At 70.9% G+C, this 22,132-nt stretch carries 21 protein-coding genes and 4 tRNA genes; 19 read left to right on the top strand and 6 right to left on the bottom strand.

Features of this window, described 5'->3' with window-relative positions; genetic code table 11:
* Positions 1-52: 52 nt before the first annotated feature.
* Entirely contained in the window at positions 53-412 is a 360-nt protein-coding gene (locus tag ITJ50_RS01470) for a PLDc N-terminal domain-containing protein (protein ID WP_017888619.1), read from the top strand.
* Positions 405-2,153 carry a 2-succinyl-5-enolpyruvyl-6-hydroxy-3-cyclohexene-1-carboxylic-acid synthase gene (menD, locus tag ITJ50_RS01465; protein WP_194590081.1) on the top strand — a complete coding sequence of 583 codons (1,749 nt, stop codon included), beginning with the start codon at positions 405-407 and terminating at the stop codon, positions 2,151-2,153. Before ITJ50_RS01470 ends, menD begins: the two co-directional genes overlap by 8 nt.
* A 58-nt stretch (positions 2,154-2,211) precedes the next feature.
* On the opposite strand, the gene ITJ50_RS01460 is transcribed toward menD, so the two are convergent.
* The gene (locus ITJ50_RS01460) at positions 2,212-3,471 is read right to left on the bottom strand and encodes an isochorismate synthase (protein WP_194589780.1); all 1,260 of its coding nucleotides are present in this window, start codon (positions 3,469-3,471) and stop codon (positions 2,212-2,214) included.
* A gap of 86 nt (positions 3,472-3,557) precedes the next feature.
* Here ITJ50_RS01460 and ITJ50_RS01455 point away from each other — a divergent pair, with 86 nt between their 5' ends.
* The 4 genes from ITJ50_RS01455 to ITJ50_RS01440 all read left to right on the top strand — a co-directional run bounded on the left by ITJ50_RS01455 (position 3,558) and on the right by ITJ50_RS01440 (position 8,038).
* Entirely contained in the window at positions 3,558-4,349 is a 792-nt protein-coding gene (locus ITJ50_RS01455) for a demethylmenaquinone methyltransferase (protein ID WP_017888622.1), read from the top strand.
* 31 nt (positions 4,350-4,380) lie between these two features.
* Positions 4,381-5,457: a polyprenyl synthetase family protein gene (locus ITJ50_RS01450; RefSeq protein WP_017888623.1), complete on the top strand. Its 1,077-nt coding sequence runs from the start codon at positions 4,381-4,383 to the stop codon at positions 5,455-5,457.
* A gap of 86 nt (positions 5,458-5,543) precedes the next feature.
* Entirely contained in the window at positions 5,544-6,917 is a 1,374-nt protein-coding gene (locus tag ITJ50_RS01445; protein ID WP_159556751.1) for an FAD-dependent oxidoreductase, read from the top strand.
* A gap of 5 nt (positions 6,918-6,922) precedes the next feature.
* On the top strand, positions 6,923-8,038 hold the full coding sequence (locus ITJ50_RS01440) for a heparan-alpha-glucosaminide N-acetyltransferase domain-containing protein (RefSeq protein ID WP_194589779.1): 1,116 nt from the start codon (positions 6,923-6,925) through the stop codon (positions 8,036-8,038).
* 399 nt (positions 8,039-8,437) lie between these two features.
* Here ITJ50_RS01440 and cls read toward each other — a convergent pair whose 3' ends face one another.
* Positions 8,438-9,898 carry a cardiolipin synthase gene (gene cls / locus ITJ50_RS01435; protein WP_017888626.1) on the bottom strand — a complete coding sequence of 487 codons (1,461 nt, stop codon included), beginning with the start codon at positions 9,896-9,898 and terminating at the stop codon, positions 8,438-8,440.
* Positions 9,899-9,937: 39 nt separating this feature from the next.
* Positions 9,938-10,426, bottom strand: a complete 489-nt coding sequence (locus ITJ50_RS01430) for a YajQ family cyclic di-GMP-binding protein (protein ID WP_017888627.1) — start codon at positions 10,424-10,426, stop codon at positions 9,938-9,940.
* Between the two features lie 137 nt (positions 10,427-10,563).
* On the opposite strand from ITJ50_RS01430, the gene ITJ50_RS01425 reads away from it, so the two are divergent.
* The 5 genes from ITJ50_RS01425 (at position 10,564) to ITJ50_RS01405 (ending at position 13,117) form a co-directional block, all read left to right on the top strand.
* Positions 10,564-10,648: transfer RNA gene (locus ITJ50_RS01425), tRNA-Tyr, on the top strand.
* A gap of 58 nt (positions 10,649-10,706) precedes the next feature.
* A complete protein-coding gene (locus ITJ50_RS01420; RefSeq protein ID WP_194589778.1) occupies positions 10,707-11,537 on the top strand; it encodes an inositol monophosphatase family protein in 831 nt (276 codons plus the stop codon).
* Positions 11,538-11,685: 148 nt separating this feature from the next.
* Positions 11,686-12,846, top strand: coding sequence for a M23 family metallopeptidase (locus ITJ50_RS01415; protein WP_194589777.1), 1,161 nt, complete (start codon positions 11,686-11,688; stop codon positions 12,844-12,846).
* 93 nt (positions 12,847-12,939) lie between these two features.
* Positions 12,940-13,011: transfer RNA gene (locus tag ITJ50_RS01410), tRNA-Thr, on the top strand.
* A 32-nt stretch (positions 13,012-13,043) separates the two neighbouring features.
* Positions 13,044-13,117 (top strand) — tRNA-Met (locus ITJ50_RS01405).
* Positions 13,118-13,218: 101 nt separating this feature from the next.
* Here ITJ50_RS01405 and ITJ50_RS01400 read toward each other — a convergent pair.
* Both ITJ50_RS01400 and ITJ50_RS01395 read right to left on the bottom strand, forming a co-directional pair.
* On the bottom strand, positions 13,219-15,117 hold the full coding sequence (locus tag ITJ50_RS01400; protein WP_194589776.1) for an ABC transporter ATP-binding protein: 1,899 nt from the start codon (positions 15,115-15,117) through the stop codon (positions 13,219-13,221).
* 102 nt (positions 15,118-15,219) lie between these two features.
* On the bottom strand, positions 15,220-15,618 hold the full coding sequence (locus ITJ50_RS01395) for a hypothetical protein (RefSeq protein WP_017888631.1): 399 nt from the start codon (positions 15,616-15,618) through the stop codon (positions 15,220-15,222).
* 169 nt (positions 15,619-15,787) lie between these two features.
* Here ITJ50_RS01395 and ITJ50_RS01390 point away from each other — a divergent pair, with 169 nt between their 5' ends.
* Genes ITJ50_RS01390 through ITJ50_RS01380 form a run of 3 tightly spaced genes read left to right on the top strand, consistent with a single transcriptional unit; the run spans position 15,788 to position 17,690 of the window.
* The gene (locus ITJ50_RS01390; protein WP_082047026.1) at positions 15,788-16,237 is read left to right on the top strand and encodes an FAS1-like dehydratase domain-containing protein; all 450 of its coding nucleotides are present in this window, start codon (positions 15,788-15,790) and stop codon (positions 16,235-16,237) included.
* A complete protein-coding gene (locus tag ITJ50_RS01385) occupies positions 16,234-16,659 on the top strand; it encodes a MaoC/PaaZ C-terminal domain-containing protein (protein WP_042541105.1) in 426 nt (141 codons plus the stop codon). The genes ITJ50_RS01390 and ITJ50_RS01385 overlap by 4 nt, the downstream gene beginning before the upstream one ends.
* Before the next feature lie 2 nt (positions 16,660-16,661).
* The gene (locus ITJ50_RS01380) at positions 16,662-17,690 is read left to right on the top strand and encodes a UDP-N-acetylmuramate dehydrogenase (protein ID WP_194589775.1); all 1,029 of its coding nucleotides are present in this window, start codon (positions 16,662-16,664) and stop codon (positions 17,688-17,690) included.
* A 103-nt stretch (positions 17,691-17,793) separates the two neighbouring features.
* Here ITJ50_RS01380 and ITJ50_RS01375 read toward each other — a convergent pair whose 3' ends face one another.
* Positions 17,794-19,020: a pyridoxal phosphate-dependent aminotransferase gene (locus tag ITJ50_RS01375; protein WP_056070653.1), complete on the bottom strand. Its 1,227-nt coding sequence runs from the start codon at positions 19,018-19,020 to the stop codon at positions 17,794-17,796.
* A 152-nt stretch (positions 19,021-19,172) separates the two neighbouring features.
* Here ITJ50_RS01375 and ITJ50_RS01370 point away from each other — a divergent pair.
* The 5 genes from ITJ50_RS01370 (at position 19,173) to rplA (ending at position 22,100) form a co-directional block, all read left to right on the top strand.
* A tRNA-Trp gene (locus tag ITJ50_RS01370) sits at positions 19,173-19,245 on the top strand.
* A gap of 35 nt (positions 19,246-19,280) precedes the next feature.
* On the top strand, positions 19,281-19,544 hold the full coding sequence (gene secE / locus ITJ50_RS01365) for a preprotein translocase subunit SecE (RefSeq protein WP_017888636.1): 264 nt from the start codon (positions 19,281-19,283) through the stop codon (positions 19,542-19,544).
* 134 nt (positions 19,545-19,678) lie between these two features.
* Positions 19,679-20,731 carry a transcription termination/antitermination protein NusG gene (gene nusG, locus ITJ50_RS01360; protein ID WP_017888637.1) on the top strand — a complete coding sequence of 351 codons (1,053 nt, stop codon included), beginning with the start codon at positions 19,679-19,681 and terminating at the stop codon, positions 20,729-20,731.
* A 157-nt stretch (positions 20,732-20,888) separates the two neighbouring features.
* The gene (rplK, locus tag ITJ50_RS01355) at positions 20,889-21,320 is read left to right on the top strand and encodes a 50S ribosomal protein L11 (RefSeq protein ID WP_017888638.1); all 432 of its coding nucleotides are present in this window, start codon (positions 20,889-20,891) and stop codon (positions 21,318-21,320) included.
* 90 nt (positions 21,321-21,410) lie between these two features.
* Positions 21,411-22,100, top strand: a complete 690-nt coding sequence (gene rplA / locus ITJ50_RS01350; protein WP_017888639.1) for a 50S ribosomal protein L1 — start codon at positions 21,411-21,413, stop codon at positions 22,098-22,100.
* Positions 22,101-22,132: the final 32 nt, after the last annotated feature.

The raw sequence follows: 22,132 nt of genomic DNA, 5'->3' as shown, positions 1-22,132 counted from the left end.
GGAAGCGCCGACCGGCAGGGGCATCACAGGGTCGCGACCTAGACTTCACCGCATGGTCCGCTTGTGGTTGATCGTCGTCGTGGCCGCCGTTGCCTTCACGGTGTACGCGGCCATCGACTGCGGCACGATGCCCCGTCAGCGCATCCGTTCCCTGCGTCGCGGTGTGTGGCTGCTGCTCGTGATCATCCTGCCCGTGCTGGGCGGCGTCCTGTGGTTCCTGCTCGGTCGCACCCCCGCGACGGACCCCGGTGCATCCGCCCGGTACCGTGGACCCGAAGACGACCCGGACTTCCTCGGCACCACGCCGGAGCCGGGCGACACCCTCACGGACAAGGACCAGGACGACGCGACCCTCCGAGACCTCGAAGACCAGTTCCACGAGCGCGACGACGACGGCCGCACCGATCGCTGACGGCCCCGCCGGCTCGGGCAGCCCGGCGACCGACACCGCGCTCGCGCTCCTGCAGGAACTCGTCCGCGCCGGCGTCACCGACGTCGTGGTCAGCCCCGGTTCCCGGTCCCAGGCGCTCGCGCTCGCCGCGGTCGCCCTCGAGCGTGCCGGCGGACTGACCGTGCATGTCCGGTTGGACGAACGGACCGCCGGGTTCTTCGCGCTCGGGCTCGCGGTCGAGACGCACCGACCCGCCGCGGTCGTGACCACGTCGGGCACCGCGGTGGCGAACCTGCACCCCGCCGTGCTCGAGGCGCACCACTCGGGCGTGCCGATGATCGTGCTGAGTGCGGACCGCCCCGACGAGCTCCGCGGCATCGGGAGCAACCAGACCACGGTGCAGCCGGGGATCTTCGGCGAGGCCGTCGCCTTCGTCCGCGACGTCGCGGCCCCGTCGGCGCACGGCGTCGATGCCTCGGTCCGCGACACCCTGCGCGCCCTCGCCCGACAGGCGGTCGCCGCCGCAGCCGGGCACACCGGGCAGCCGGGGCCCGCACAGCTCAACGTCGCGTTCCGTGAGCCGCTCTCCGCCGGGCTCACCCCGGAGCACGTCACCGCCGTCCCCGACGACGAGATCGACCTCGCCTTCGCCACCCGCCGCGCCCACACCGGTCTGCCGGTCGCCGAACTCACCCCGGACGACGAGCCGGCCACCGTCGTCATCGCCGGGCACGACGCCGGCGAGGAAGCTGAGCGGATCGCCTGGGAACTCGGGGCGCCGCTCCTCGCCGAGGTCTCCAGCGGCGCGCGCTTCGGCCGCAACCTGGTCGTGGCCTACCGTGAACTCCTGCGCGACGCGGACCACGGTGGCGCCGTCCGCCGCGCCGTCGTGCTCGGCCACCCGACCCTCAGCAGAGAGGTCCCCGCGCTCCTGCAGCGCGACGGGGTCGAGACGATCGTCGTCCGCGGACCGGCGGCCGACCCCTTCGACCCGGCCCGTGCCTCCCGACCGGACGCCGCGACCACCTTCGTGTCCGACGTCCGCGTGACGGGCCGCACCCGCCCGGAGCACCGTGCGTGGGTCGGCCGCTGGGTGGGTGCCAGCCGACGGATCCTGGGGGACGGCGACGCCGGCCCGGACCTCGACGCCAAGCGTTCCGCCGACCGCGCCGAGCGGAACAAGTTCCTGCGTGACGAGGTCGCACTCCGTCGCCGACCCGTCGACCGGGCCATGCTCGCCGAGGCCGTCTGGGGCGCGACCTGGCCGCACGACCGCCTGGTCCTCGGCGCCTCGCAGCTCATCCGCGAAGCCGACGCCCGGGTGCTCGGCAAGAAGATCCGGGTGCACGCGAACCGCGGACTGGCCGGCATCGACGGCACCGTCTCGACCGCGCTCGGCATCGCCGCGGCACTCGAGCAGTCCTCCGCCTCGGTGGGCACCACGCGCGTGCTCCTCGGCGACCTGACGCTGCTGCACGACCTCGGCGCGTTCGTCACCGGCACCGAGGAACGCACCCACCGGGTGCAGGTCGTCGTCGGCAACGACCACGGTGGCGCCATCTTCCGCGGGCTCGAGGTCGCGAAGACCACGCCGGACGCCGACATGCGCCGGATGATGTCGACCCCGCAGCACGTCGACGTCGAACGGGTCGTCACGGGTCTCGGGTGGGAGTACCGCCGGGCGGCCACGTGGGGCGACCTCGAACGCGTGCTGACGGACCCCGCCGAGCGCGTCGTGATCGAAGTACCGCTGGCCGACTGACCGGCCACGGGTGCCCCGGCCACGCTGCGACCCGGTCTCCGCGCGGCCCCGGGGTGCTTCAGGCCAGGGCGTCGGTGATCGGTCGGAACTTCAGGGCCGTCTCGGCGACCTCGCGCTCGGGCTCCGAGCCGGCGACGATCCCGGCGCCCGCCCAGGCGCGGACGGTGCCGTCGTCGTCGATCCGTGCGCTGCGCAGCGCGAGCATCCACTCACCGTCGCCCGTCGCGCTCATCCAGCCGACCGGCCCGGCGTAGCGACCGCGGTCGACGCCCTCGAGCTCGGCGACGAGCCGCACCGCGACGTCGGTCGGGGTGCCCGCGACCGCAGCCGTCGGGTGCAGCGCGTCGGCGACGTCGAGCGAGGTCGTGTCGGGCGGCAGCGTCGCCTGCACGTCCGTCGCCAGGTGCCACAGGTTCGGCAGCTGCAGCCGGAACGGTTCGGCGTCGGCGCGCAGGTCCGTGGCGAGCGGTGCGAGGGCCGCGAGCAGGCTGTCGATCGCGAAGGCGTGCTCCTCGACGTCCTTGGCGCTGCTGGCCAGGGCCTCGGCGGCGGCACGGTCGGAGACCTCGTCGGTGCCCCGTGCGGCGCTGCCGGCGAGCACCCGCGCGGTCAGCCGCGTGCCGTCGGTGCGGGCGAGGGTCTCCGGCGTGGCACCGACCAGCCCGTCCACTGCGAAGGTCACGCACTGCGGGTAGGCGGCGGCGAGGTCGAGCAGGACGGCTCGTCGATCGGCCCCCGACGGCAGCGTGCCGACCAGGTCGCGGGCGAGCACCACCTTCTGGGCGCTCCCGGCCACGATGCGGCGGACGGCCTCGGACACGTTGGCGGCGTAGGTGGCTTCGTCGATCTGCCCGGGACGCAGCTCGACGGAGACGTGCGGTCCGACCCGGGGGACCGGGACCGAGGTCCGGGTGAAGGCCAGGGGCTCCGCGCCGGCCGTGGTGTCGATGGCCGTCAGCCACGCCTTGCCCCGACGGCGGCCGAGGACCACCCGGGGCACGATGAGCACGCTCTCGTCGGCGGAGTCGTCGGCGAACGCGAACGACCCGAAGGCGACGAGCCCCGAGCCGCGCAGCTGGACGGGGTCGTCGACGACGGCGGTCGCGACGACACTGCGCCAGAACGCGGCCGCGTCACGCATCCGGTCGGGGCCGGTGAAGGTGAACCGCAGCGCCTCACCGATGCCGACGATGCCGTCGCCGTTCCGGACGAAGGCGAGGGGTCGATCGCGGAGCGTGTGGCGGAGGACGGTGCCCGGGTCGTCGAGGATCCGGGTCGAGACCGTCAGCGGGGGCGCCGCCGTGGTGGTTCGGGTCACGGCTCCGATGCTACGCGCCGATCCCGCACCGCCCGGGTGGCTGCGAGTCCGGTGAACGCTCGGTCGGGACCTCTAGGATTGACCACGTGAGCAGAGCGGACCTGAACAAGCGCCCGGACGAGGTGGCGGCGATGTTCGACGACGTCGCGGCCAAGTACGACCTCACGAACGACATCCTGTCGGCGGGCAACGCCCCGCTGTGGCGTGTCGCCACCGTCCGCGCGGTCGACCCCCAGCCCGGCGAGAAGGTCCTCGACATCGCCGCGGGCACGGGCACCAGCGCGGCGGCCTTCGCCAAGAAGGGCGCCGAGGTCACCGCGCTCGACCTGTCCGCGGGCATGATCGCCGTCGGCCGTGAGCGTCACCCCGAGATCACCTTCGTCGAGGGCGACGCCGAGCAGCTGCCCTTCGACGACGACACGTTCGACGCCGTCACGATCTCGTTCGGACTGCGCAACGTCAACGACCCGAAGCAGGCGCTCGCCGAGATGCTCCGCGTCCTGAAGCCCGGTGGCCGCGTCGTCATCTGTGAGTTCTCGACGCCGCCGCGTGCGCTGCTGCGCTTCGGCTACGGCACCTACCTGAAGCGCGTGCTCCCGGGCATCGCGCGGCTCTCGAGCAGCAACCCGGCTGCCTACCGGTACCTCGCCGAGTCCATCGACGCGTGGCCCGACCAGCAGGTGCTGACCCAGTGGCTCCGCGGTGTCGGCTTCTCGGTGGTCGCCTACCGCAACCTGACGGCCGGTATCGTCGCACTGCACCGTGGCCGCAAGCCCGTCGCCGACACGGTGCGCGAGTCCGCGGCACGGCGTGCGAAGGCCCGCCGTGACCACCAGAACACCGGCGAGCAGCCGCGCGTCGACCCGGCCGCCGACTGACCGGTCACCACCCCCGAAGACGGAGCAGCACTTGAATCCGAGCGTCCCGGTCGCACGTCGCGCGCCGAGCCTGCGCGCGTCGCTGGGCATCGGCGAGCGGTTGTTCGCCACGCCCGCCGACCGTCGCTTCATCTCCGCGGTCGACGACGGGCTCGAGCTCGTCGAGCAGGGGCTCGAGGACGCCATGCGCTCCACTGACACCCTCGCCGACACCACCAGCCGGTACCTGCTCTCCGCCGGGGGCAAGCGCATCCGTCCGACGCTGACGCTCCTCATCGCGCAGCTCGGCGACGGCGTGACCGACGCCGTGGTCAAGGCCGCGGTGAGCATCGAGACCACCCACTTGGCGTCGCTCTACCACGACGACGTCATGGACGAGGCGCCGGTGCGCCGCGGGGTCCCCGCCGCGCAGATCACCTACGGCAACAACGTGGCGATCCTGACCGGCGACCTGCTCTTCGCCCGCGCCAGCCTGATCACCGCGGACCTCGGCACCGAGGGCATCCGGATGCAGGCCGAGACGTTCCAGCGCCTCTGCATGGGCCAGCTGCACGAGACCACCGGTCCGCAGTCGCACGACGACCCGCTGGAGCACTACATCCAGGTGCTCAGCGACAAGACCGGTTCGCTCATCGCCACCGCTGCCCGCGCCGGTGTGATGTTCTCCGGTGCCGACCGTGCCTACCTCGACGCCGTCGGCACGTTCGGCGAGAAGGTCGGTGTGGCCTTCCAGCTCGTCGACGACGTCATCGACCTCGCCCCCGCGACGGACAAGACCGGCAAGATCGCCGGCAACGACCTGCGCGCAGGCGTCGACACCCTGCCGATGCTGCAACTGCGGCGGATGGCCGTGACGGACCCCTCGGCACAGCACCTGGTCGAGCGCATCGAGCGCGACGTCAACGGCGCCCCCGACGACGTGGTCGACTCCGCTCCGTACCAGTCGGCCGTCTCCGCCCTCCGTGAGCACGAGGCCACCGCAGCGACCCGTGCGGTCGCCGTCGCCTGGGCCCGCGAAGCCGTCGACGCCCTCGCTCCGCTGCCCGACGGCATCGTGAAACGGGCGCTCACCCGCTTCGCGGACTCCGTCGTCGACCGAAGCCGCTGAACACCCCTCCCGACACGGCACGCCCACCGCGGCACGGTCGGGAGGCACCCCCGGGAACCCCCACCCGAACGAACTGGAGACGATCAGTGCCCACCCTCCGACTCGCCATCGTCGGCGCCGGCCCGGCCGGCATCTACGCCGCGGACATCCTGCTGCGCGAGGCCCGCGGTTACGACGTGTCGATCGACCTGTTCGAGCAGCTCCCGGCGCCCTACGGCCTGGTCCGGTACGGCGTCGCCCCCGACCACCCGCGGATCAAGGGCATCATCAACGCCCTGCGCGACGTCCTCGACCGCGGGGTCGTCCGGCTGTTCGGCAACGTCCGCTACGGCGAGGACATCACCCTCGACGACCTCAAGAAGCACTACAACGCCGTCGTCTTCTCGACGGGGGCGATCAAGGACGCCGACCTCGACATCCCCGGCGTCGACCTCGACGGCTCGTACGGTGCAGCCGAGTTCGTGAGCTGGTTCGACGGCCACCCCGACGTCCCGCGCACCTGGCCGCTCGAGGCCGAGAGCGTCGCGGTCATCGGCGTCGGCAACGTGGCCCTCGACGTGTCGCGCATCCTGGCGAAGCACGCCGACGACCTGCTGCCGACCGAGATCCCAGAGAACGTGTACCAGGGACTCAAGGCCTCGCCAGTCACGGACGTGCACGTCTTCGGCCGCCGTGGCCCGGCGCAGGTGAAGTTCACACCCCTCGAGCTCCGTGAGCTCGGCGAGGTCCGCGACGTCGACATGGTCGTCTACGACGAGGACTTCGACCACGACGAGGCATCGAAGACCGCGATCGCGACGAACAAGCAGGTCATGGTCATCAACCGTGTCCTCGAGCAGTGGCGCACGCGCGAGGTCGGCCAGGCCAGCCGTCGGCTCCACCTGCACTTCTACGCGAAGCCGATCGAGTTCGTCGGCGACGAGCAGGGCAAGCTGACCGCCATCCGTTACGAGCGCACCCGTCCGAACGGCGAGGGCGGCGTCGAGGGCACCGGCGAGATCCGCGAGATCCCGATCCAGGCCGCCTACCGCGCCGTCGGGTACTTCGGTTCCCCGCTGCCCGGTGTCCCGTTCGACGAGCGGCACGGCGTCATCCCGAACCACGAGGGCCAGGTCCTCGACGACGACAACCAGCAGATCCCCGGTGTGTACGCCACCGGCTGGATCAAGCGTGGTCCGGTCGGGCTCATCGGGCACACCAAGTCCGACGCCATGGAGACCGTGCAGCACATCGTCAACGACCAGGCGAGCTGGTGGACGCCGGAGGACCCCTCGGACGAGGCGATCCCGGCCCTGCTCCGCGAGCGCGGTGTCGAGTACACCGACCTCGAGGGCTGGCACCACCTCGACACCCACGAGCAGGCCCTCGGGTCGATCGACGGCCGTGAGCGCATCAAGGTCGTCCCGCGCGACGAGATGATCGACGTCTCGCTCGGCCGCGTCGACGCACCGACGAGCTGACTGCCGTGACCGACACGCGCCCCGTCCCGCCCACCGCGGTGCGGGGCGCGTCTGCGCCGGGGGTCCGGTTGCAGGGCGTCGACGTGGCGCGCGCGATCGCGCTGCTCGGCATGGTGGCCGCCCACGTCGGCGGCATCGCGGAGCAGCTCGAGTGGACCGACCCGGCGACCTGGACCGCCGTCGCCCACGGCCGCCCGTCGACCCTGTTCGCAGTCCTGGCCGGTGTCTCGATCGGCTTGACGAGCGGCCGCACGGACCCGCCCGGCCCGCCGACGATCGGACGGATCCGCGCCCGGCTCGCGATCCGTGCGGTGGTGGTGGTCGTCATCGGCTTCGCGCTGATGGCGCTCGACACCCCGGTCTACGTGATCCTGCCGACGTACGGGGTGCTGTTCCTGCTCGTGGTCCCGGTGCTCCGCCTCCGGCCGGCGGCGCTGCTCGGCATCGCCGCCGTCTGCGCGCTGCTGTCGCCCGTCGCCGCGCTGGCGATCGCCCCCGCCTACGCGGATGCGGGCATGGTCGGTGTCCAGCTCGGCCTGGTCTACCCCGTGGTCACCTTCCTGGCGTACGTCCTGGTGGGGCTCGCGGTCGCCCGGGTCGGCCTGGAGGACCGTGGCCGGCAGGTCGCGCTCCTCGTGTCCGGCGCACTGGTCGCCGCCACCGCGTACGTCGCGGGCTCGTTCCTCGCCCCGCTGCCGGACGACGCGGCCCTGGCGTTCCCCGGCGTGCCGTACGCGGGCGAGGGCTCGACCCCCGGCCAGGCGCTCGCCCAGCTGTTCCTGTCCCCGCGTGACCACTCGTCGTCGGTCGTCGACGTGCTCGGGACGGCCGGCGTCGCGGTCACGCTCATCGCGCTCTGCGTGCTCGTGTTCGACGGCCGCGGGCGGGTCGCCGAGCGGATCGCGTTCCCGCTCGCCGCTGTCGGGTCGATGCCCCTGACGGTGTACTCGGGGCACCTCGTGGTCCTCGCGACGCTGCCGACGTACCCCGAATCGGCCGAGGCCTGGGGCTGGTTCGCCCTCGGCTCGGTGGTCTTCGCGATGCTGTGGCGGCGGTTCCTCGGCCGCGGCCCGCTCGAGCGGGTGGTGGGAGCCCTGGCGTCCCTGGTCCCGCTGCGCTGAGCGCTCCTGGCGGACCCGCGCCGGCCACGGAACGCTTACCGCACCGTGCAGGGTTGTCCGTCCGCCGCGGGCTTGCTCGCCGGGTGCCCCGCTGTCGCGACGCACGGTGCGGCCAAGGTCGCACCGGGTGGAGGGCGACGCACGGTGCGCGACGGAGGCGACCCGGGCCTCCCGTCCGCACCGTGCGTGGTTGGTTGTGCGACGCGGGGCGCACGGCATCCTGAACCGGCCCCGAACGCCACGCACGGTGCAGGGTTGTCCGTTCGCCGCGGGCTTGCTCGCCGGGTGCCCCGCTGTCGCGACGCACGGTGCGGCCAAGGTCGCACCGGGTGGAGGACGACGCACGGTGCGACGGTGCGCGCCGCCACGGTGCGCGCTGCGACGCTGCGACAGCGTCGGCTACTGCAGCGCCGCCGTGAGCCGCGCGACGTTGTCGAGCACCTTGGAACGGCGCGGACGGTCGACCCACTCGTCGAGCGTGAGTTCGAAGCTGTGCTCCTTGTACGCTTCCTGCACCTCGCGCAGGGCGTCGACGAAGCGGTGACCGCGCACCATCACGGAGACCTCGAGGTTCAGGCTGAACGAGCGCATGTCCATGTTGCTCGAGCCGATCACCGACACCTCGTCGTCGATCGTGAAGTGCTTGGCGTGCAGGATCGTCGGCGCGCGGTAGAGCCAGATCTTCACGCCGGCCCGCAGGAGTCCCTCGTAGTAGGAGCGCTGCGCGTGCCAGGTCATCGTGTGGTCGCCCATCTCGCCGACGAACAGTTCGACCTCGACCCCACGCTGCGCCGTCGTGGTGATGGCGTAGAGCATCGAGTCGTCGGGCACGAAGTACGGCGAGGTGATCGACACCTTCTGCTGTGCGGAGTAGAGCAGCGCGTTGAACAGGCGCAGGTTGTTCTCGCCGTCGAACCCCGGTCCGGACGGCACCACCTGGCAGTCGAGCGCGTCGCCGCGGTCGGCCCGCTGGACGGGGTCGCTCTCACGCAGCAGCAGCTCGTCGGTCTCGCTGTACCAGTCGGTGACGAACAGGGCGTTGAGCCCGGCGACGACCGGCCCCTCGAACCGGGCGAACAGGTCCTTGTAGACCATGCCCTTCTCGACGTGGGACCTGATGTCGTAGGAGGCGTCGATCAGGTTCTGCGAGCCGGTGAACGCGACCGAGCCGTCGAGCACCATGATCTTCCGGTGGTTGCGGAGGTCGGGACGCTGGAACTTGCCCTGCAGCGGCAGGAGCGGGAGCATCAGGTGCCACTCGATGCCCGCCTGGTCCATGAACGCCAGGGTGTCCTTGTACCCCGGGTACCCGCGGCTGGCCCAGTGGTCGAGCAGGAACCGCACGGTCACACCGCGGGACTGCGCCCGCGCGAGCGCCTCGAAGAAGGGCCGGGTGGTGTCGTCGAGCGTCGCGATGTAGAACTCGACGTGGACGAAGCGGCGGGACTGGTCGATCGCCCGGGTCATCTCGGCGATGGACTCCTCGGAGTCGGGGTAGAGCTCCGCCGAGTTGCCCCCGACCAACGGCATCGCTCCGAGCTCGCGGTTCAGCCGTGTGACGCTCTCCAGCCACGCCGGCCACGGGTGGTCACGGCGGACCCGCTCGATGCCCTCGGTCTGCTCGAGGATGTACGCGTTGATCTCGGTCTGCTTCTCGCGTCGGGCGCGCGGGAGCTTCGTCGACCCGATGACCAGGAAGACGATGAAGCCGATGTAGGGGATGAGGAAGATCGCGAGCAGCCACGCCGTCGCGGTCTGCGGCTTCCGGTTGATCGGGACGTAGATGATCGAGAAGACGCGGATCGCCAGGTCCAGCAGGACGAGCAGGACGGTGATGACGACGGTGAGCCAGTGCTCCACGGGGTGCCGGTGTCGGGTGTCGTTCGCAGGGGCCGCGGGTCAGCGGAAGTTGATGAACTGCAACGGGACGTCGAACTCTTCACCCTTGAGGAGCTGGATCGTGTTCTGCAGGTCGTCACGGCTCTTCGACGAGACGCGGAGCTCGTCACCCTGGATCTGGCTCTTCACGGTCTTCGGGGCGTTGGCACGCAGGAACGCACCGATCTTCTTCGCCACGTCCTGCTCGATGCCGTTCTTGAACTTGACCTCGATGCGGTACTCCTTGCCCGAGGGGTACGGGTCGCCGGCGTCCAGGCTCTTCAGGCTGATGTTGCGCTTGATCGCCTTGCTCTGCAGCACGTCGAGGACCGCCTTGGCGCGCTCTTCCGAGTTCGCCTTGATCAGGACGTCCTCACCGCTGAACGCCACCGAGGCGTCGGCACCCTTGAAGTCGTACCGCTGCTCGATCTCCTTGGCCGCCTGGTTGAGGGCGTTCTCCGCCTCCATCTTGTCGACCTTGCTGACCACGTCGAAGGAACTGTCTGCCATGCGGAACAGCCTAACGGCGGACAGGAGGCCCGGTTCCGGTCGCGCGGATCGGCTGACGGTGGTCACGACCACCGTCAGCGATCCGCTATGCTTTTGTGCGCGCCTTCGGTTGGTGATCACACCGGCTGGGTGCGCATGGCAAGTTACCCAAGCGGCCAAAGGGATCTGACTGTAAATCAGCCGGCGTAGCCTTCGGGGGTTCGAATCCCTCACTTGCCACCATCTGATCGGCCCCGTCCACTGCGGACGGGGCCGATGGTGTTTCCGGGAGGATGGGTGCATGGCCTCCGACCTCACCCCCGCCCAGTTCGCCGACCTCGCCGAGTCGATCGCCCGTGACGCCGCGGCGCTGGCCGCACGGCGCCGCGCCGAGGGGGTCGAGGTCGCGGACCGGAAGTCGAGCATCGTCGACGTGGTCACGGCCGCTGACCGCGAGGTCGAGGCGCTGATCCGTGCCCGCATCGCCGAGGCCCGTCCCGACGACGCTTTCCACGGCGAGGAGTCCGGATCCGCCTCGGGGGCCTCGGGCATCACGTGGGTGGTGGACCCGATCGACGGCACGGTCAACTACCTGTACGGCAGCGACGAGTACGGCGTGAGCATCGGTGTCGTCCGCGGCGGGGCCGATCCGATGACCTGGGAGCCGATCGCGGGCGTCGTCGTGGCACCGGCGACGGGCACCGTCTTCCGCGCGGCCGCCGGACAGGGCGCGACGCGTGACGGGGAGCCGTTGTCCGTCGCCGCGCCCGGGTCGCTGGCGGAGACGCTCGTCGCCACCGGGTTCGGGTACACGGCAGACCGTCGTCGCGAGCAGGTGGCGGTGCTCGCCGGTCTCATCGGCGAGGTGCGGGACATCCGCCGTGGGGGAGCGGCGTCGCTCGACTGCTGCGCGGTCGGGGCGGGGACGGTGGACGCCTACTACGAACGCGGGATCAACCCGTGGGACATGGCGGGCGGGGCCCTCGTGGCACAGGAGGCCGGCGCGACCATCCGCATCTGGGAGGCCGGGGGGACCCGCTCCTTCCTGTTCGCGAGCCCCGCCGTCGCCGACGAACTCGAGGCGCTGGTGCGTCGGCTCGAGGCCGGTGCGCTCGGATCCGTGCCGGCCTGACGACCCGCCGGGCACCACCTCCGGGGGTCCTGGGTGGACATGACCACGACTGGCGACCTGGGACGTCGCCTGCTAGCGTGCTCAGGTCCCGTTATCTGCTCGTTACCAACGAGTGGGCCCTTCTCCGATCAGGATCGCCACCGCACGCATGCCCCGTACTCCTCTGTCGTCCGCTCCCACCGACGGTTCCGTCGACGCCGCCACCCCGGTCGTCCACCAGACCCGACGCGCTCGGATCGAGGCAGAACGAGCAGCGGCCAAGGGCTCGACCACGGCGCAGGACTCGACGGGTCCGAGCTTCGACGACGTCATCGGAGCGGCCACGCCGGGGACCCCTGCGGCCCCCGTGTCGCCGATCGACTTCGCGCCGGCGTCGCCCGCGCGCCCGGCCTCGCGCATCCAGACGCCGCCGGCACCCACCTCGCCCGACGTGCAGGCGCAGTCCGTCGCCCCCGTCGCTCCCACATCTGCGCCCCGCCGCGTGGCCGGTCAGGTCCCCGCCTCGCGCCGCCGCAACGGCCGGACAGCCACGACGGCCCCGGCCCCGGTCGACCGCGCAGCGCGCCACATCCCCTCCACCAGCACGCCCGTCGCAGCGCCGACCCGGAAGCGGGGCGCGTCGTTCCGCCGGTCGGCCTCGCGCGTGACCGCCGTCGGCGCCCTGCTCTTCGCGGCCGGCCTGGTCGTCTCGACCTCCCTGCCGGCGCAGGCCCTCTGGGTGCCCGAGTCCGGGTCGACCGCGGCTCGTGCCACCTCCGGTGGTGCCACCCAGTCGATGCAGGTCGGGGCTGCCGCCGACGGTTCCACCGCCCGAGACCAGTTCACGGTGTCCGATGCCACGCAGTACGCGAACGTCGACTCCTCGAGCTTCACGAACGACCCGACGGGCACGATCCAGTGGCCGTTCCTGACCGGCGTCCCGATCACCTCGGGCTTCGGGGGCCGCCAGGTCGCCGGGTGCTCGTTCTGCTCGACGAACCACATGGGCGTCGACTTCGCACCGGGTGAGGGCACCCCGATCGGTGTCATCGCCGCCGGCACCGTGATCAAGGTGCAGGCGAACGACGGCGGCTTCGGCAACGACGTCTGGGTGGAGCACGACGTCGACGGCAAGCAGTTCGTCAGCGTCTACGGCCACATGGAGGACAACTCCTTCAAGGTGGTCACCGGCCAGCACGTCGAGGTCGGCGACATCCTCGGTCTCGTCGGCAGCACGGGCAACTCCACGGGCCCGCACCTGCACCTCGAGGTCCACGTCGACGGAGTCCCGGTGGACCCGCTGGCGTGGCTCAAGGCCAACGCGAACTAGCGGCCCACGACGCGGCACGCCCGGGCGTCTCGTCCGGTTCCGGAGCAGCGTCGGAGGTCTGCTATCCTCGTGTGGTGCCGTTCGCGGCACATCGCCCCGATAGCTCAGTGGTAGAGCACCTCCATGGTAAGGAGGGGGTCGTCAGTTCAATCCTGACTCGGGGCTCCGACCCGGTGCGCACGCCGCTCCGGATCTCTGGCGGGGTAGCTCAGTTGGTTAGAGCACACGACTCATAATCGTGGGGTCGCGGGTTCAAGTCCCGCCCTCGCTACGCGCAAGGCCCTCTCGTCCAGGATCCCCTGGGTCAGGGGGCCTTCTCTGTTGGTGGCGGCGCAGACCCCTGCTGCGCCGCCCGACTGCCCGACTGCCCGCTCAGTCCACCGCTGCTTCCGCGTCGGTATCGACGTTCTCCTGCGCGGCGAACTGGGTCCGGTACAGCTCCTCGTACCGCCCACCGGTGGCCAGCAGCTCGTCGTGCGTACCGCGCTCCACGATCGAGCCGTCCTCGACCACCAGGATCAGGTCCGCGCTGCGGATGGTGGAGAGTCGGTGGGCGATCACCATCGCGGTCCGTCCCTCGAGCGCCTCGCCGAGTGCGGCCTGCACGGCGGCCTCGGACGTCGAGTCCAGCGCTGCCGTCGCCTCGTCGAGGATGACGACGCGCGGCTGGGCGAGCAGGAGCCGCGCGATGGTCATGCGCTGCCGCTCACCGCCGGACAGCCGGTAGCCGCGTTCTCCCACCATCGTGTCCAGCTGGTCGGGCAGGGACCGGATGAGCGGTTCGAGACGAGCGCGACGGACGGCGTCCCACACCTCGTCCTCGGTCGCCTCGGGCCGCGCGAACCGCAGGTTGGAGCGGATGGTCTCGTGGAACAGGTGGCCGTCCTGCGTCACCATGCCGAGGGTGTGCCGCATCGAGGCGAAGGTGACGTCGCGGACGTCCGTGCCCGCCAGGCGGACGGTGCCGCTGTCGACGTCGTACAGGCGCGAGAGCAACTGCGCGACCGTGGACTTGCCCGCACCCGACGTCCCGACGAGGGCGACGGTCTGGCCCGGCTCGATCCGGAAGGACAGCCCGTGCAGGACCTCCTCGCCGCCGCGGGTGTCGAGCGTCGCGACCTCCTCGAGCGAGGCGAGGGACACCTTGTCGGCGGACGGGTAGGCGAACCGGACGTCGTCGAACTCGACGGACACCGGCCCGTCGGGGATGGTGACCGCGTCCGGCTGCTCCTGGATGAGCGGTTCGAGGTCCAGGACCTCGAAGACGCGCTCGAAGCTGACCACGGCGCTCATGATCTCCACCCGGGCGTTCGCCAGACTGGTCAGCGGCGCGTACAGGCGGGTGAGCAGGAGCGCCAGGGTGACGACCTCGCCGGTGTCCAGCCGCCCGGCGAGCGCGAGGAAGCCGCCGAGCCCGTACACGAGCGCCAGGGCGAGTGCGGAGACGAGCATCAGTGCGGTGAAGAAGACGAACTGCAGCATCGCGGTCCGGACCCCGATGTCGCGGACGCGGGCAGCGCGGACGCGGAACTCCTCGGCCTCCTCGTCGGGCCGGCCGAACAGCTTGACGAGGGTGGCGCCGGGTGCCGAGAAGCGCTCGGTCATCTGGGTGCTCATCGCGGAGTTGTGGTCGGCGGCCTCGCGGCGCAGCGCGGCCAGGCGGCTGCCCATCCGGCGCGCGGGGACCAGGAAGAGCGGCAGCATCACCACGGCGAGGACCGTCACGAGCCACGAGGTGCTGAGCATGACGATCAGGGTGAGGACCAGCGCCACCAGGTTCGTGACGACGCCGGACAGGGTGCCGCTGAAGGCCTGCTGCGCACCGATCACGTCGTTGTTCAGGCGGCTCACGAGCGCGCCGGTCCGGGTGCGGGTGAAGAACGCGATCGGCATCTTCTGCACGTGGTCGAAGACGGCGGTGCGGAGGTCCAGGATCACGCCCTCGCCGATCCGTGCCGAGTACCAGCGTGTCGTCAGCGACACGGCGGCGTCGGCGACGGCGACCAGGGCGATGACCAAGGCCAGCCGGACGATGGTGGCGACCTCGCCCCGGGCGACGATGACGTCGACCACCTGTCCCGCGAGCACCGGCGTCGCGACGGCGAGGAAGGCACCGACGACGGAGAGGGCGATGAACACCAGCAGCTTCGCCCGGTACGGCACCGCGAACGTCAGGATCCGTCTAACGGTCGCGCGGGAGAACCCGTGCTTGCCGCCCTGCGCGGACGAGATCTTGTACAGCGAGCTCCAGGCAGCGCTCTCCATGCTCATGGCGGTTCCTTTCCCGGGCCCCGCGCCCAACCTAGATGGCCGACGGGGTCATCGGTGACCGATCCGGGCACGGTGCGCCGGGCGGCCACGTGCTGCAGCCCGCTACCGGGTGCGGTGGGAGCCGGTGTCGGTCCGCGTCGCGAGCACCCCGGCGGTGCGGAACGCGTCCTCGACGGCGGCGGTGACCTCGTGCCAGGCGGCCCGACGCCGGTTCGCTCCGATGCTGCCGCCGGACACGGCCGTGCCGTGCCCGGCCCGGCGCAGCGAGATCGTCGTGGTGGCACCGTCCACGACGGTGGACAGCTCGTACCGGCGGTACTCCCGGGCCGGCTGCACGAGCGCGCCGAGCAGGATGGTGAGCGCCCGGCTGCCTGCCGTCGCGGTCATCGTGCCACCGGTCGACTCGACGTGGTGACCGGTGCGGCGCAGCGCGGCGGCGGCGACCTCCATGGCGGTGCACCGGTCGCCCGTGTGCACGGCGAACTCCGTCGTGGTGTCCATCGGCCCTCCCCGTCCCGAACGAACGCGTGCCGAACGGCACGCACCGATTCCCCCGAATCGGTCTCAGACAGTCTAACTGATGCGTTCTCATGGACGACAGTGCGGCCCGAGCGCCAGACGGACCCGCCCGGACGGACCCGCCCGCACGGGCCTTCAGTAGACTGCCGTGGTGTCAGTGAACCCCGAGCTCGTCGGCAGGACGTTCCCGCCGGCCCAGCCCTACCTGGTCGGCCGCGAGAAGGTGCGCGAGTTCTCTCGTGCGGTGTTCGCGACCAACCCCGTCCACCACGATCCGGACGCCGCCCGCGCCGCCGGGTACGCCGACGTGGTCGCACCCCCGACGTTCGCCGTCGTCGTGCAGGAAGCCACGCTCGCGCAGCTCCTGAACGAGCCCGACGCCGGCATCGACTTCTCCCGCGTGGTCCACGGCGAGCAGTCCTTCACCTACGACCGTCCGATCGTCGCCGGTGACGAGCTCACCGCGACCCTGACGGTGACCAGCGTGAAGACCCTCGGCGGCAACGCGATGGTCACGGCCCAGAGCACCATGAACGACGCCGAGGGGGAGCACGTCGTCACGGCGACCTCCACCCTCGTGGTCCGAGGAGACGACGCATGACCGCCGCACCCGCCACCGCGCTCGAGGTCGGCACCGTCGTCGCCGAACGTGCCGTGCACCTCACCCGTGATTCGCTCGTCCGGTACGCCGGCGCCTCGGGCGACTTCAACCCGATCCACTACCGCGACGACGTCGCCGCCTCGGTCGGTCTGCCCGGCGTCCTCGCCCACGGCATGCTCACCATGGGGATCGCCGTGCAGCCGGTGGCCGAGTGGCTCGGCGACCGCGGCTGGGTCGCGGGCTACGGCGTCCGTTTCACGCGCCCCGTCGTCGTCGACCCGGAGCAGGGTGCCACGGTCGGCATCGTCGCGAAGGTCGGCACCGTCGACGAGGACGGCCGTCCGAAGCGCATCGACCTCACCGTGACCGCCGCCGGGCAGACCGTGCTCGGCAAGGCGCAGGTCACGGTGGTGTTCCACTGACCGTGTCCGAGCCGGTGCTGGCCGACCTGACGACGCTCCGCGTCGGCGGGCCCGCCACCCGGCTGCTGACGGCGACGACGACCGACGAGCTCGTCGCCCACGCGACCGACGCCTTCGACGACCACGAGTGGCTCGTCCTCGGCGGCGGCAGCAACCTGCTGGTCGCCGACCAGGGCTTCGACGGCACCGTCGTGCTGGTCCGCACGACGGGCGTCGACGCGGACCGCGACGCCGACGGCGTCACCGTCCGCGTCGCCGCCGGTGAACCGTGGGACCCGTTCGTCGCCACGACGGTCGCGAACGGCTGGACCGGCCTGGAGGCCCTCAGCGGCATCCCGGGCACGGTCGGTGCATCCCCCGTGCAGAACATCGGCGCCTACGGGGTCGAACTCGCCGACGTGCTCACCCGCGTCGAGTTCCTGGATGCGGCCACGGGGGAGCGCGCGTGGGTCCCGGCAGCCGAGCTGGCGCTCGGCTACCGCACGTCGACCCTCAAGCACGGTCGGCGCGGTGTCGTGCTGACGGTCGAGTTCCGGCTCGGACTCGCGGGGGAGCACGGCGTGCCCGTGCAGTACGCGCAGCTCGCCGGTTCGCTCGGGGTCGACCTCGGCGCGCTCGTGCCGCCCACGACCGTCCGCGACGAGGTCCTGCGGCTGCGCGGTTCCAAGGGCATGGTGCTCGACGGGGACGACCACGACACCTGGAGCGCCGGATCGTTCTTCACGAACCCGATCGTCTCGCCCGCGTTCGCCGAGACCCTGCCAGCTGATGCTCCGCGCTGGCCCGCGGGCGACGACGTCAAGCTCAGTGCGGCCTGGCTCATCGAGCACGCCGGCGTCCACCGGGGGTACGCGGTGCCGGGTTCGCGCGCGGCGATCTCGTCGAAGCACACCCTCGCACTGACGAACCGCGGCGGGGCGACGGCCGCGCAGGTGGCCGAGCTCGCCCGGTACGTGCAGGTGAGCGTCCTGAACCGCTTCGGTGTCTCGCTCGTCCCGGAACCCGTGGTGGTGGGGGACCTGCCCGGCTGAGCGTCCGCGCGACGGGACCGACGAGCACGACGCTCCACGGGCCTCCCGGAACGGGAAGAACGGCCCACCTCGACGAGGTGGCCCGTTCCGTGTCCGGCAGTGTCTACGCGAAGAACTCCGCCAGTCGGGCGACGCCCTCGGCGATGTCCTCGTCGCCCAGCGCGTACGACAGACGCAGGTAGCCGGACGGACCGAAGGCCTCACCGGGGACGACCGCGACCTCGGCGTGCTCGAGGATCAGGTCCGCCAGCTCGAGCGTGGTGGTCGGGGTTGCGCCGGCCCATTCGCGGCCGAGCAGTTCGGTGACGTCCGGGTAGACGTAGAAGGCACCCTGCGGGGTCGGCGTCCGGAACCCCGGGATCGCGTTGAGGCCGTCCACGATCGACCGACGTCGACGATCGAAGGCCTCGCGCATCGCGGCGACGGGTTCCTGGGGACCGGTCAGCGCGGCGATGGCGGCGCGCTGCGACACGTTCGAGACGTTGGACGACAGGTGCGACTGCAGGTTGGAAGCGGCCTTGACGGCGTCGGTCGGGCCGATGAACCACCCGACGCGCCAGCCCGTCATGGCGTAGGTCTTCGCGACGCCGTTCACCAGGATCGTGGTGTCGGCGAGGGCGGGGACCTCGGCCAGGATGCCGGCGAAGCGGACGCCGTCGTACACCAGGTCCTGGTAGATCTCGTCGCTGATGACCCAGATGCCGTGCTCGAGCGCCCACTCGCCGATCGCCCGGGTCTGCTCGGCCGAGTACACCGCGCCGGTGGGGTTCGACGGCGAGCAGAACAGCAGTGCCTTGGTCTTCGGGGTGCGCGCTGCCTCGAGCTGCTCGACGGTCACCAGGTAGTCCTGGTCGCTGCCGGCGAAGACCTCGACCGGCTCGCCACCGGCCAGGCGGATGGCCTCGGGGTAGGTGGTCCAGTACGGCGCGGGCAGCAGGACCTCGTCACCGGCGTCGACGATGGTCTGGAACGCCTGGTACACCGCCTGCTTGCCGCCGTTCGTCACGATGACCTGCGACGGCTCGACCGTGACGCCGGACACCCGGGCGGTCTTGTCCGCGATGGCCTGCTTCAGTTCGGGCAGGCCGGTCGCGGGGGTGTAGCGGTGGTTCTTCGGGTCCCGCGCCGCGGCGACGGCGGCATCGACGACGTGCTGCGGGGTCGCGAAGTCGGGCTCGCCGGCGGCGAACGAGATCACCGGGCGCCCGGCGGCCTTGAGCGCCTTGGCCTTGGCATCGACCTTGAGCGTCGCGGACTCGGCGATGGCGGCGATGCGGGACGCGATGCGCGGGCGATCGGCCGACGCGGTGGCGAGGGTGTCGGGGGACACGTGGGCGGTGGACTCGGGGCCTGGGGCTGAGGTGCTCACGGGGCTCAGCCTACCGGCGCGGCACGCCGTGCAAGGGGTCAAGTGGACACCGTGTGACGGACTCCCGTAGACTCGTCCACCGGAACGCGGATCGGTGACGAACCGTGTTGCGAAGGGCGGTGGCTCAATTGGTAGAGCAGCGGTCTCCAAAACCGCAGGTTGCAGGTTCGAGTCCTGTCCGCCCTGCAACTCTGGAAGGGTAGAAGTTGGCGAGCAAAGACATGGAGACGACGGCGGACGACGTCGTCGCCCAGGCGAAGCAGGACCGGGCCGAGCGCCGCGGGCCCATCGCTGCCATCGTGCTCTTCATCCGTCAGGTGATCGGCGAGCTGCGCAAGGTCGTGACGCCGACCCGCAAGGAACTCTTCAGCTACACGGGTGTCGTGCTCGTGTTCGTCGTCGTCATGATGATCCTGGTGTCGATCCTCGACTTCGTGTTCGGTCTCGGCGTCGGGTACGTCTTCGGCAACGGGCCCACGGCCTGACCCCGACGTCGGTTGCCGTGCGCAGCCGTTCCGAGGAGTACGGTCGCCCGAGACGGCGTCGATCGTGACGGCGTCGATCGTGACCATGACCGACCGCCAACCCGACCCGAACCACCGAACGGAAAGAATCGACTGTGTCTGACAACTCCCGCGATGACATCGACCTCGCGACGGCTGCCGAGCAGTCCTCCGAGGTCGAGGAGAACCAGGAAGGCGACGTCGAGACCGGCGAAGGACGCTCCGTCGAGTCCGCTGAAGAGCGTGCGATCTCGATCGAGGGCGACGACGACGAGTCGCTCGGCCTCAGCTCCGAGCCCGACGACGGCACCGTCGACGCCGGCCTCGACGAAGCGCTGACGGCTCTGCAGGAGTCCCGCGACCCCGAAGCCGACGCCGTCGTGGACGACGCCCTCGAGATCGACTCCGCCGACGAGGCCGAGGCCGCCGTCGAGGCCGTCGAGGACGAGGAAGAAGTCGAGCTCGAATCCGAGACCGCCGCCGAGGCCAACGAGACGCTCGCTGCCGACGAGGCACTCGACGCCGAGGACGAGGACGACGAACCCGCCGAGGTCGACCCGTACGAGGCCTTCAAGGCCGAGCTGCGGATGAAGCCGGGCAAGTGGTATGTCATCCACTCCTACGCGGGCTTCGAGCGCCGCGTGAAGTCGAACATCGAGAACCGCATGGTCTCGATGTCGATGGAGGACTACATCTACCAGGTCGAGGTCCCGATGGAGGACGTCGTCGAGATCAAGAACGGGCAGCGCAAGCTGGTCACCCGCGTCCGGATCCCCTCGTACGTGCTCGTCCGCATGGACCTCAACGAGGACTCGTGGTCGGTCGTCCGCCACACCCCGGGTGTCACCGGCTTCGTCGGCAACGCCCACAACCCGACCCCGCTCCGCTTCGACGAGGCGTTCGGGATGCTCAAGTCCCTGGTGCAGGTGGCCGAGGCCGCCCCGACCAAGGGCGGCGCGAAGGGCAGCGGCTCGCTGCAGGCACAGCCCGCAGCCGAGGTCGACTTCGAGATCGGCGAGACGATCACCATCAAGGAAGGCTCGTTCGCGGGTCTTCCGGGTTCGATCTCCGAGATCAAGCCGGAGAGCGGCAAGCTCACCGTCCTCGTCTCGCTGTTCGAGCGCGAAACCCCGGTCGAGCTCAGCTTCGACCAGGTCACCAAGCTCTAACGACCACCACGCTGTAGCGATCACCGAGATCGACTACACTGAACGGGTTTGGGCCCGCGCGCCTCGTGCGAGCGGGCCTTACCGCTGTCCGGAACGGCCGGACCAGCGGGAGAGTGCACGGATCCCCGTGTGTTCGATTCCAGGAGGAAGACAAGTCATGGCACCGAAGAAGAAGGTCACGGGCCTGATCAAGCTGCAGATCAACGCGGGAGCCGCCAACCCGGCACCCCCGATCGGTCCGGCGCTCGGTCAGCACGGCGTCAACATCATGGAGTTCTGCAAGGCGTACAACGCGGCGACCGAGTCGCAGCGTGGCAACGTCGTGCCGGTCGAGATCACCGTCTACGAGGACCGTTCGTTCACGTTCGTCCTGAAGACCCCGCCGGCCGCCGAGCTCATCAAGAAGGCTGCTGGTGTGCAGAAGGGGTCCTCGACCCCGCACACGGTCAAGGTCGCGAAGATCTCGATGGACCAGGTCCGTCAGATCGCCGAGACCAAGCAGGCCGACCTGAACGCCAACGACATCGAGCAGGCCGCGAAGATCATCGCCGGCACCGCACGCTCGATGGGCATCACGGTCGAGGCCTAAGCACCGATCGGGCTCCGGCCCACCACCAGACACCTTTCCGTGGGAGAGCCTCGCCGGCTCGCCAACCACGTATCTCGCAAGGAGACCACCATGGCGAAGAAGTCCAAGGCCTACCAGGCCGCGGCCGCGAAGATCGAGGCCGACAAGTTCTACACCCCGACCGAGGCCGTCGCCCTGGCCAAGGAGACCGGTTCCTCGAAGACCGACTCCACGGTCGAGGTCGCGCTCAAGCTCGGCGTCGACCCCCGCAAGGCCGACCAGATGGTCCGCGGCACGGTCATCCTGCCGCACGGCACGGGCAAGACCGCCCGCGTCATCGTCTTCGCGACGGGCGCGGCTGCTGAGGCCGCCATCGCCGCCGGCGCCGACGAGGTCGGTGGCGACGAGCTCATCGCGAAGGTCGCCGAGGGCTACACCTCGTTCGACTCCGCCGTCTCGACCCCGGAGCTCATGGGCAAGGTCGGTCGTCTCGGCAAGGTGCTCGGCCCGCGTGGCCTCATGCCCAACCCGAAGACCGGCACCGTGACCCCGAACGTCGCGCAGGCAGTCAACGACATCAAGGGCGGCAAGATCGAGTTCCGCGTCGACAAGCACGCCAACGTGCACTTCGTCGTCGGCAAGGCCTCGTTCACGCCGGAGCAGCTCGACGAGAACATCTCGACCGCGCTCGAGGAGATCAACCGCCTCAAGCCGTCGTCCTCGAAGGGCCGTTACGTCATGAAGGGCGCCGTCTCGACGACCTTCGGTCCCGGCATCCCGCTGGACGTCAACAGCATCTGAGTCCACTGACTCGTGGAAGGACCCGCACCGGC

The sequence above is a fragment of the Curtobacterium sp. VKM Ac-2889 genome (genome assembly GCF_015350855.1).
GTDB classification, from domain to species: domain Bacteria; phylum Actinomycetota; class Actinomycetes; order Actinomycetales; family Microbacteriaceae; genus Curtobacterium; species Curtobacterium poinsettiae.
This window is presented reverse-complemented; position numbering and strand designations above follow the sequence as displayed.